Raw genomic sequence first — 10,967 nt, forward strand, 5'->3', positions numbered from 1 at the left:
TTCGTTATTGAACTGATGTCAAAATGTCCCCTCATTTGGGTGGCAGGTTGTAAACAACTTCTATACTCAGCTCAAATCGCCAGGCCTTAAGCCTTGGCGCCCTGGTAGTCAAAATAGGGCACGCTATGGAGTGGCTGGGTTTGAACATGTTCGCTGGCCTGCCAGCGGACGGGCAATTGCTGGTCGACTGCAGTCATAATCTGTTTCTGGTAGCGCTGGCCTATGGCGTGGCGTGCGCGGCGTGCTTTGCCACGCTGGACATCGCCGACCGCGTCATTCATGTGGATGCCACCACAAGCCGGCGCGTATGGAAAGCGTTGGGCGCACTCTGCCTGGCGGGCGGTGTGTGGGCCATGCACTTCATCAGCATGCTGGCGTTTCAGGCACCGCTGAAAATCTCCTACGACCTGACCATTACCCTGGTGTCGCTGCTGATCGTGCTGATCACGGCACTGGGCGCCATGAAAGCCCTGACCATCCCGGAGCTGACCCTCAAGCGCTGCCTGATCAGTTCGGTGGTCATGGGCATAGGTATCAGCACCATGCACTATCTGGGCATGTCGGCCATGCGCTCCGCAGCCACGCAATACTACGAGCCGCGAATGTTCGCGCTGTCGATTGTGGTCGCTGTGCTCTCCAGCATCGCGCTGCTGACCCTGTCACGCCACCTGCGTCAGTACAGCGGCATGTTCCATCAGATGTTTCGCTATGGCGTCAGCCTGCTGCTGGGCGCAGGCTTGCTGACCATGCACCTGATGGGCATGCGAGCGCTGCGCCTGGTTATCCCCGAGAACGCCGAGCTGCACATTCCCGGCACCGAAAACAGTCAACAACTGGGGCTCACCATCGCGGCCATTACCCTGCTGATCATCGCCGGGAGTATCAGCGCGGCAATGGCCGACAAGAAGTTGCAGGGCAAGGAAAATGACCTGCAACGGGTCAACGCCCTGCTCAGCCAGCTGGATCAGGCACGCGTTTCGCTCCAGCAAGTGGCGCATTACGACCCGCTGACCAACCTGATCAACCGCCGCGGCTTCAATCAGATATTCGCTGAAAAGCTGCTGGAGCACACCCACAGCAAAGGTATGCTGGCGGTGATGTTTCTGGACATCGACCACTTCAAGCGCATTAACGACAGCCTGGGGCACGATGCCGGTGACGAGCTGCTCAAGGTGATCGCCGAGCGCATCCGCAGCGCCACGCGTGTTCAAGACGTGGTTGCACGTTTCGGCGGTGATGAGTTCTGCATTCTGCTGAGCATTCCCGATTACGAAGAGGCGCGGCATCTGGCGCATCGGGTCATGCACAAAATGAAGGAAACCATCGCGCTTGCAGGACGGCGCATGGTCATGACCACCAGCATTGGCATCGCGGTCTTCCCGCGTGACGGCTCGACCTGCGATGAACTGCTCAAGCACGCAGACCTTGCGCTTTACCAGTCCAAGGGTAACGGGCGTAACCGGGTGAATTTCTTCAGCCCGGCACTCAAGACCAAGGCCAGCCTGGAACTGCACCTTGAGGAAGAACTGCGCAACGCCCTGCGTGAAGAGACAGGCCTGCAGGTCTACTACCAGCCTATCGTCGACATGCGCACCGGCCACGTCGCCAAGCTGGAAGCGCTGGTGCGCTGGCATCACCCGCAGCACGGCCTGCTGGCGCCCGTTCGCTTCATCGGCATTGCCGAAGCCAACGGTCTGATTGCCGAGCTGGACAACTGGGTGCTGCGCCGTGCCTGTCGTGATCTGGCCACCTTGCGCAACGAGGGTCTGGAACAGTTGATCATCACCGTCAACTGTTCGGCACTGACGCTTGGCCGCGACGAGCTGGTCGAAGAGGTCGAGCAGGCGCTGGCCGACGCCAATGCCGCGCCTGGCCGGCTGGAGCTAGAGGTGACCGAAAATGCCTTGATGGGCAATATCAGCAACACCATCCTGATGCTCAAGCACATTCGCAGCCTGGGGGTGTCGCTGTCGATCGACGACTTCGGTACGGGCTATTCGTCACTCGCCTACCTCAAGCGCCTGCCGCTGGACACGCTGAAGATCGACCGGTCATTCATTATCGACATCCCCGACTCGCCGCAAGACATGGAAATCGTCCAGGCGATTATCGTCATGGCGCACACCCTGCACCTGAAAGTGGTCACCGAGGGCGTGGAAACCCCTGCACAACTGGAGTTTCTCAACCAGTTCGGCAGTGATTACGTGCAAGGCTATCTGTTCAGCAGACCGCAGCCACTGGAGCGAATCCTGCCTCTTGCCAAACAGATGAACGCACGCGAAGCGAACAGTCGATGGCCGGTGCTGCCGTTTCCGGTCTCCAAAGAGCCGGACATCGATGTACCAGAACCCATCGACCCGTTCGACGAGCTGCCCGACAGTGACAGCTTTGTCAGCCACCGCCCCGTTCGCACCTGACGCTTCTGCGATGGGAATCGGTAAAACGCTCATCGGCAGGTGTGGTTTTACGCCACGCAGACCGCCCCAGAGTTACCTTCCAACCCAATCATGCTAACAGGCGAGCACTGATAGGGTGCGAAATTCAGGCATTCGCCCTGTTTTGAATCAGAACCCAAGGTGCCACCACCACCGCCCACAGCGGCGGATCGGTCTCTACCAGCTCAAGCGCCTTGGTTTCAGACACCTTGCCAACCTGCCCGTCGGCCAGCCACGCAGACACCCTGGCTGCATCATTTTCGGCCACGGCCTCGGCGACTTCGATTAAATCCAGAGGCAGCTCGACCCACAACAGGGCACCCTTGGCAAAGAATGGTTGCAATTCAGTCCAGGTGATTGAGGCGGTTTCGCCGAGCAGTTTGGCATAGAGGGTGCTAGGTTCTTGCGTCATGGGTTTCACCAGAAAGAAAATCGGCGCAATGATAACGCCGACTTTCCCGCCGGCAAGCCCAGAAGCAGGTGAAAAGTCGCAGGGAGATGCAGATAACCTTATGGATCTGAAGGTTTTTCAGACACTCAAGTGGTTGGATTCTGTAACTTTCTTTCGATTAAGCGACACCCATCGGTTGGCTCCCCGGCACGCGGCTTTCCAAGCCATTGACCGGCACTCTAAACTGTTCCGGTACAGTTGGCGGAGCGGGGAAAACCGGTAATCGAATCCGGTCCTGGAGCCTCGGCCATCAGGATTATAAAAACTACAACGCAAGAGTGGAGCATCATGACTAAGGGTACCAATAAGCTTTCAAGGCTGTTTGCCGCACTGGTTATGGCGGGGGTTGCCAGCCATTCGTTCGCAGCTGACACCATCAAGATCGGCATCGCCGGCCCGAAAACCGGTCCTGTTGCCGAGTACGGCACCATGCAGTTCAACGGTGCCAAAATGGCCATCGAGCAGATCAACGCCAAAGGCGGCGTCGATGGCAAAAAGCTTGAAGCCGTCGAGTACGACGATGCTTGCGACCCGAAACAGGCCGTTGCAGTCGCCAACAAAGTGGTCAACGACGGCGTGAAATACGTGGTCGGTCACCTGTGCTCCAGCTCCGCTCAGCCAGCGTCCGATGTTTACGAAGACGAAGGCATCATCATGGTCACCCCGGCTGCCACCAGCCCGGAAATCACCGCGCGCGGCTACAAGATGGTGTTCCGCACCATCGGTCTGGACAGCGCTCAGGGCCCGGCAGCAGGCAACTACATTGCCGATGTCGCCAAACCGAAAATCGTCGCTGTCATTCACGACAAGCAGCAGTACGGCGAAGGTATCGCGACAGCCGTGAAGCAGACGCTGGAAGCCAAAGGCTTCAAGGTTGCGCTGTTTGAAGGCATCAACGCTGGCGACAAGGACTTCTCCTCGCTGATCGCCAAACTCAAGCAAGCCAATGTCGATTTCGTCTACTACGGCGGCTACCACCCTGAGCTGGGGCAGATCCTGCGCCAGTCCAAGGAAAAGGGCCTGAACGCCAAGTTCATGGGTCCTGAAGGCGTCGGCAACGAGTCCATCTCGCAAATTGCTGGTGATGCTTCCGAAGGCATGCTGGTCACCCTGCCAAAATCCTTCGATCAGGACCCGGCCAACCAGGCACTGACCAAAGCGTTCCAGGACAAGAAGCAGGACCCGAGCGGCCCGTTCGTGTACCCATCGTACTCCGCCGTTCAGGTCATTGCTGACGGCATCGCTGCCGCCAAGTCCGAAGACACCGCCAAGGTGGCAGCTGCCATCCATGCCGGCACCTTCAAGACCCCAATGGGCGATCTGAGCTACGACGCCAAGGGCGACCTGAAGAACTTCCAGTTCGTGGTCTACGAGTGGCACTTCGGCAAACCGAAGACCGAAGCAGCCAAATAAGCTGCTGCGTCACTCATCGAAGCCCACTGCCTGTGCAGTGGGCTTTGTTTTACACATCCAGGCCCGCACGCAGACCGATATCAACAACACTGCGTAACGAGGCCCCCTGAAAATCTTAAAACCGTCACCAGCGGTTCGCTGACGGCGCAACAGGCTACGCATCGACAGAATGCCACCCCGGCGCACATCAGAGAAATGCAGATCAGGTTTTTAGGAGCGCGGTAAATGCCCGAGTTTTTCCACTACATGCAGCAGCTGGTCAATGGCCTGACCATTGGCAGTACGTATGCATTGATCGCCATCGGCTACACGATGGTGTACGGCATCATTGGAATGATCAACTTCGCCCATGGCGAGGTGTACATGATCGGTTCTTATGTGGCCTTCATGGCACTCGCCGGTCTGGCGATGCTGGGGATTCATAGCCTGCCGTTGCTGATGATTGCCGGCTTTGCCGCAGCGATCGTCGTAACCAGCGCCTACGGATACAGCATCGAGCGTGTGGCCTATCGGCCATTGCGCAACAGCAACCGTCTGATTCCACTGATTTCTGCGATCGGCATGTCGATCTTTCTGCAGAACTCGGTTCAGCTTTCTCAGGGTTCCGGCAACTTTGCCATCCCCAACCTGCTGCCCGGCAGCCTGTCGTTCGGGCCCGGTGGTTCGCAGGAAGTGCTTATTTCCTACATGCAGATCGTGGTGTTCGTCGTCACCCTGCTGGCCATGACCGGCCTGACCCTGTTCATCTCCCGCTCGCGAATGGGCCGCGCCTGCCGCGCCTGCGCCGAAGACATGAAAATGGCCAACCTGCTGGGCATCAACACCAACAACATCATTGCCCTGACCTTCGTGGTCGGCGCGGCACTGGCCGCCGTCGCCGCGATGCTGCTGAGCATGCAATACGGCGTGATCAACCCGAGTGCCGGGTTTCTGGTCGGCCTGAAAGCGTTCACAGCGGCGGTGCTGGGCGGTATAGGATCGATCCCTGGCGCGGTGCTCGGCGGTCTGGTATTGGGCGTCGCCGAGGCGTTCGGTGCCGACATTTTCGGTGATCAGTACAAGGACGTCGTGGCCTTCGGCCTGCTGGTTCTGGTGCTGCTGTTCCGACCGACCGGTATTCTGGGTCGTCCGGAGGTTGAAAAAGTATGAGCAAGTCTTTCAAACAGGCGCTGTTCAGCGCCGCACTGGTCTGGGCCGTGGCCTACCCGGTGTTCGGCCTGAAACTGGCGTTCTCCGGCGTGACCCTGCAAGTGCAGAATGCCAGCCCGCTGACCCTGACCATTATTGCCGTGTGCTCGGTGCTGCTGTTTCTGCGCGTGCTGTTCGCCGAGCAAATCAGCGGCCTGCGTCGCGGCTCGGAAAAGCCGCTGATCCCGCAGAAGACCAGCGACTTCCTGACTCAGCCGAAAACCCAGCGCTGGGGCCTGGCGGCCCTGATCGTGCTGGCCTTCATCTGGCCGTTCTTCGGCTCGCGCGGCGCGGTGGACATCGCCACGCTGATCCTGATCTACGTCATGCTCGGCCTGGGCCTGAACATCGTCGTCGGCCTGGCCGGCCTGCTTGATCTCGGCTACGTGGGTTTCTATGCGGTCGGTGCCTACAGCTACGCCCTGCTGTCCCATTACTACGGGCTCGGCTTCTGGATCTGCCTGCCGATTGCGGGGATGATGGCGGCAGTGTTCGGCTTCTTGCTGGGCTTCCCGGTATTGCGTTTGCGCGGCGACTATCTGGCCATCGTGACGCTGGGGTTCGGCGAGATCATCCGTATTTTCCTGCGTAACCTCACCGAGTTGACGGGTGGCCCGAATGGCATCAGCAACATCGACAAGCCGACCTTTTTCGGCCTGACGTTCGAGCGCAAAGCGGCCGAAGGCATGCAGACCTTTCACGAGTATTTCGGCCTGCCGTACAACTCGATCAACAAGGTTGTCTTTCTCTACCTGATCGCCCTGCTGCTGGCACTGGCGGCGCTGTTCGTCATCAACCGTCTGCTGCGCATGCCGATCGGCCGGGCCTGGGAGGCGCTGCGTGAAGACGAAATCGCCTGCCGCGCGCTGGGCCTGAATCCGACCGTCATCAAGCTGTCGGCCTTCACCCTGGGCGCTGCATTCGCCGGTTTCGCCGGCAGCTTCTTCGCGGCCCGCCAAGGCCTGGTGACACCCGAATCCTTCACCTTCATCGAGTCGGCAATCATCCTCGCCATCGTTGTGCTCGGTGGCATGGGCTCGCAACTGGGCGTGATTCTGGCGGCCATTGTGATGATCCTGCTGCCGGAACTGATGCGTGAGTTCAGCGACTACCGCATGTTGATGTTCGGCGCCCTGATGGTGCTGATGATGATCTGGCGTCCTCAAGGCTTCCTGCCGATGCAACGGCCTGAAATGAAATTGAAAGCGGAGCTGCCCAAATGAGCCGCCCATTACTGCAAGCCACCGGCTTGAGCATGCGTTTTGGCGGCCTGCTGGCGGTCAACGGTGTGGCCTTGACGGTCAATAAAGGTCAGGTCGTGTCGATGATCGGCCCCAACGGCGCGGGCAAGACCACAGTCTTCAACTGCCTGACCGGCTTCTACAAGCCAAGCGCCGGCACCATTTTGCTGGACGGCGAGCCGATTCAAGGCTTGGCGGGGCATCAGATTGCCCGCAAGGGCGTGGTTCGAACCTTCCAGAACGTGCGCCTGTTCAAGGAAATGACTGCGGTGGAGAACCTGCTGGTTGCTCAGCACCGGCACCTGAACACCAACTTCCTGTCCGGCCTGTTCAAGACCCCGGCGTTCCGTCGCAGCGAACGCGAAGCGATGGACTATGCCGAGCACTGGCTCGAAGCCGTCAACCTGCGCGAGTTCGCCAACCGCCCTGCCGGAACACTGGCCTATGGTCAGCAACGCCGCCTGGAAATCGCCCGCTGCATGATGACGCGCCCGCGCATCCTGATGCTCGACGAACCGGCAGCCGGGCTGAACCCCAGAGAAACCGACGACCTGAAAGCCCTGATCGGTGTGTTGCGCAACGAGCACGACGCCACGGTCCTGCTGATCGAGCACGACATGAAACTGGTGATGAGCATTTCCGACCACATTGTGGTGATCAATCAGGGCACGCCTCTGGCAGACGGTACGCCGGAACAGATTCGCGACAATCCTGACGTGATCAAAGCCTACCTGGGGGAAGCGTAAATGCTGCAGTTCGAAAACGTTTCCACCTTCTACGGCAAGATCCAGGCACTGCACAGCGTCAACGTGGAGGTTCGTCAGGGCGAAATCGTCACCCTGATCGGCGCCAACGGTGCGGGCAAGTCCACCCTGCTGATGACCCTGTGCGGTTCGCCGCGTGCGCACAGCGGCAGCATTCGCTACATGGGCGAAGAACTGGTCGGGCTGGAGTCCTCGATTATCATGCGCAAGAGCATCGCCGTCGTGCCGGAAGGCCGTCGTGTGTTTGCGCGCCTGACGGTCGAAGAAAACCTCGCGATGGGCGGTTTCTTCACGGAAAAGGCTGACTATCAGGAGCAGATGGACAAGGTTCTGCACCTCTTCCCGCGCCTCAAGGAACGCTTCAATCAGCGTGGCGGCACCATGTCCGGTGGCGAACAACAGATGCTCGCGATCGGCCGTGCGCTGATGAGCAAGCCCAAGCTATTGCTGCTGGACGAGCCGTCGCTGGGCCTGGCACCGATCATCATTCAGCAGATTTTCGAGATCGTCGAACAACTGCGCCGTGACGGGGTGACGGTGTTTCTGGTCGAGCAGAACGCCAATCAGGCCCTGAAAGTCGCCGACCGCGCCTACGTACTGGAAAACGGTCGCGTGGTCATGCAAGGCACGGGTGAAGAACTGCTGGTTGATCCGAAAGTGCGGGATGCGTACCTGGGCGGTTGAGATTGCCCAGGACACCCGTCATCCACGCCCCGGTTTCTTGCCCGGAGGCGTAGGGGCGGACCCGGCGACGCTTCGCTTGTCCGCAATGGGCTGCGAAGCGGCCCCAAGGCCGGCCACTTCGGTTGTGTCAGGCACACCAAGGCGGCTGGTTTTGCTGCCGGTCCCCGGCAGTTCGCGGACAAGCGAAGCGACGCTCGGTCCGCTCCTGCACGCGATAGACATTCCAACCCTTGTGATGCATCTCCAGTCTGAGTAACGTGGCGGCACCTGTCTGGAGACCACATCATGTTCACTGCCCGTTCCGTCCTCGTATTTGCCCTTCTACCGCTGTTTGCCGGGTGTCAGTTGCTCGGTAAACAGGCCGAGGAACCGAAGGTTTCTACGGCTGGCATGCTCCGTATGCAGGGCGATCTGACTGGCAGCAACGGCCAATTGCTGTTCAAGCCATGCAACGAGCAGCGTCGTTATGTGGTCAAGGATCGCGGCAATACCGGCATTTTGCAGGAAGCCGCTTCGCTGGCCGACAAAAACGGCAAGGTGTTTGCCGACCTGCGCGGCAGTTTTACTGCGAGCAAGGCGGCCAACAGCGATGGCCAAGTGGACCTGCATCAGCTGTATCGCGTCGAGCGTCCCGGTCAGGCCTGTGAAGACCTCAATTTCAAACGCCTGACGCTGCACGTCAACGGCAACAAACCTGCCTGGAACGTCAACGTCAGTGGCAAAGGCATGGTGCTGGAGCGCGAAGGGCTCGCCCCCCTGGCCTTGCCGTACGTGGAAGAGAAGCTTCCCGATGGCAGTTTCAGCGTCAGCAGCGAAGCCAACAACCAGCGCATCGAGATCTGGGTAGCCCCGCAGCGTTGCGTTGACAGCGTCGACGGCTCGGTGCAGCACCTCACCGCAGAGCTGCGTATCAACGGTCAGGCCCAGCGTGGCTGCGGTTATTACGGCGGTTCGCGCGACGACTGATCGGGCAGGCTCGCCGCCAAAGGGGTTCAGCGCTTATAATCGCCGGTCTTGTAGTGCTGTCGGGCTGAACCTGCGGCCCGAAAACTGGACCCCTTAATGTTACGAATCACCGAACTCAAGCTGCCGATCGATCACCCGGAAGAAGACCTGCGCGTTGCACTCTTGCAGCACTTGGGCATCGACAGCAGCGAATTGCTGGACTTCACCCTCTTCAAACGCAGTTACGACGCGCGCAAGAAGTCGTCCGAGCTGTGTTTCATCTACACCATCGACTTTCAGGTCAAGGATGAAGCAGCGCTGCTGCGCAAGCTCGCCAATGACCGTCACGTCGGCCCGGCACCGGATGTCAGCTATAAAGTGGTCGGTCACGCCCCTGAAGGCCTGAGCGAGCGCCCGATAGTGGTGGGCTTCGGGCCGTGCGGCATTTTTGCCGGGCTGCTGCTGGCGCAGATGGGCTTCAAGCCGATCATCCTCGAGCGCGGCACCGAAGTGCGCCAGCGCACCAAGGACACGTGGGCGCTGTGGCGCAAGAACGTGCTCAACGCCGAGTCCAACGTGCAATTCGGTGAAGGCGGTGCCGGTACGTTCTCCGACGGCAAGCTTTACAGCCAGATCAAGGACCCGAAATTCATCGGCCGCAAGGTGCTGCACGAGTTCGTGAAAGCGGGCGCGCCGGAAGAAATTCTCTACGTCAGCAAACCGCACATCGGCACGTTCCGCCTGACCGGTGTGGTTGAAAACATGCGTCACCAGATCGAAGCGCTGGGCGGCGAAGTGCGCTTTCAGCAGCGCGTGACCGACCTGATGATCGAGGACGGCCAGTTGCTGGGCGTCCAGCTCGACAGCGGTGAACAGATCGAGTCCCGGCACGTCATCCTGGCGCTGGGCCACAGCGCCCGTGACACTTTCCGTATGCTGCACGGCCGTGGCGTGTTCATGGAAGCCAAGCCGTTCTCGGTGGGTTTTCGCATCGAGCACCCGCAATCGCTGATCGACCGTGCACGGCTGGGCAAATACGCCGGGCACCCGAAACTGGGCGCGGCGGATTACAAGCTGGTGCATCACGCCAGCAACGGTCGTTCGGTTTACAGTTTCTGCATGTGCCCTGGCGGCACGGTGGTAGCAGCAACGTCGGAACCTGGCCGAGTGGTCACCAACGGCATGAGTCAGTATTCGCGCAACGAGCGCAATGCCAACTCGGGCATCGTGGTCGGTATTTCGCCGGAGCAGGACTTTCCTGGCAGCCCGTTGGCCGGTATCGAGCTGCAGGAGCGTCTGGAATCCCACGCTTACCTGCTGGGCGGCAGCAACTACGAAGCCCCCGCGCAACTGGTCGGCGACTTCATCGCCGGCAGAGCGTCAACGGCGCTGGGCAGTGTAGAACCTTCCTACAAGCCAGGCGTGAAACTGGTGGACCTGGCCGAGGCCCTGCCCGCCTTTGCCATCGAAGCCATCCGTGAGGCGTTGCCTGCGTTCGACAAGCAGATCAAAGGCTTCTCGCTGCACGATGCAGTGCTGACCGGCATCGAAACCCGCACCTCGGCACCGCTGCGGATCACTCGCGGCCCGACTATGCAGAGCCTGAATACCAAAGGCCTTTACCCGGCCGGTGAAGGCGCGGGCTATGCGGGCGGTATCCTGTCGGCAGGCGTGGACGGCATTCGGGTTGCCGAAGCACTGGTGCGCGACATGCTGGGGATCGAGGGCTGACCCCACTATCGTGCGGCGCTCTGCGTCACAGAGTCAGTTAGATTCAGGCCAGGCTCAATGCACCTTTTCGCCCCTCGGCGACTGACTTTGAAGGATCAAAGTAAGCAAATGTATG

Annotated in this window: 10 protein-coding genes; 9 read left to right on the plus strand and 1 reads right to left on the minus strand. The window is 59.9% G+C overall.

What is annotated here, in order from left to right; genetic code table 11:
• The first annotated feature begins 125 nt into the window (after positions 1–125).
• Positions 126–2,417, plus strand: coding sequence for a putative bifunctional diguanylate cyclase/phosphodiesterase (locus tag QRN38_RS26680; RefSeq protein ID WP_057417794.1), 2,292 nt, complete (start codon positions 126–128; stop codon positions 2,415–2,417).
• Positions 2,418–2,541: 124 nt separating this feature from the next.
• On the opposite strand, the gene QRN38_RS26685 is transcribed toward QRN38_RS26680, so the two are convergent.
• A complete protein-coding gene (locus QRN38_RS26685; RefSeq protein ID WP_003381475.1) occupies positions 2,542–2,847 on the minus strand; it encodes a DUF2288 domain-containing protein in 306 nt (101 codons plus the stop codon).
• On the opposite strand from QRN38_RS26685, the gene QRN38_RS26690 reads away from it, so the two are divergent.
• From QRN38_RS26690 to QRN38_RS26725, 8 genes are all read left to right on the plus strand, one after another.
• Entirely contained in the window at positions 2,846–3,109 is a 264-nt protein-coding gene (locus QRN38_RS26690) for a hypothetical protein (RefSeq protein ID WP_010203709.1), read from the plus strand. The two genes, QRN38_RS26685 and QRN38_RS26690, sit on opposite strands and share 2 nt — an antisense overlap.
• Before the next feature lie 65 nt (positions 3,110–3,174).
• On the plus strand, positions 3,175–4,299 hold the full coding sequence (locus tag QRN38_RS26695; RefSeq protein WP_057417793.1) for a branched-chain amino acid ABC transporter substrate-binding protein: 1,125 nt from the start codon (positions 3,175–3,177) through the stop codon (positions 4,297–4,299).
• Positions 4,300–4,524: 225 nt separating this feature from the next.
• Entirely contained in the window at positions 4,525–5,448 is a 924-nt protein-coding gene (gene livH / locus QRN38_RS26700) for a high-affinity branched-chain amino acid ABC transporter permease LivH (RefSeq protein WP_003381481.1), read from the plus strand.
• Positions 5,445–6,710: a high-affinity branched-chain amino acid ABC transporter permease LivM gene (locus QRN38_RS26705; protein WP_024666138.1), complete on the plus strand. Its 1,266-nt coding sequence runs from the start codon at positions 5,445–5,447 to the stop codon at positions 6,708–6,710. The genes livH and QRN38_RS26705 overlap by 4 nt, the downstream gene beginning before the upstream one ends.
• Positions 6,707–7,474 (plus strand): high-affinity branched-chain amino acid ABC transporter ATP-binding protein LivG, encoded by a 768-nt coding sequence (livG, locus tag QRN38_RS26710; protein WP_003381484.1) that lies wholly within the window; start codon positions 6,707–6,709, stop codon positions 7,472–7,474. Before QRN38_RS26705 ends, livG begins: the two co-directional genes overlap by 4 nt.
• Positions 7,475–8,176, plus strand: coding sequence for an ABC transporter ATP-binding protein (locus tag QRN38_RS26715; RefSeq protein ID WP_003381485.1), 702 nt, complete (start codon positions 7,475–7,477; stop codon positions 8,174–8,176). It abuts the gene before it with no gap.
• A gap of 285 nt (positions 8,177–8,461) precedes the next feature.
• Positions 8,462–9,142: a COG3650 family protein gene (locus tag QRN38_RS26720; protein ID WP_003381486.1), complete on the plus strand. Its 681-nt coding sequence runs from the start codon at positions 8,462–8,464 to the stop codon at positions 9,140–9,142.
• Positions 9,143–9,238: 96 nt separating this feature from the next.
• Complete coding sequence (locus QRN38_RS26725; RefSeq protein ID WP_005764923.1) at positions 9,239–10,852, plus strand: NAD(P)/FAD-dependent oxidoreductase; 1,614 nt, start codon at positions 9,239–9,241, stop codon at positions 10,850–10,852.
• Positions 10,853–10,967 lie beyond the last annotated feature (115 nt).

The sequence above is a fragment of the Pseudomonas sp. CFBP2511 genome, from assembly GCF_030209255.1.
GTDB classification, from domain to species: domain Bacteria; phylum Pseudomonadota; class Gammaproteobacteria; order Pseudomonadales; family Pseudomonadaceae; genus Aquipseudomonas; species Aquipseudomonas avellanae.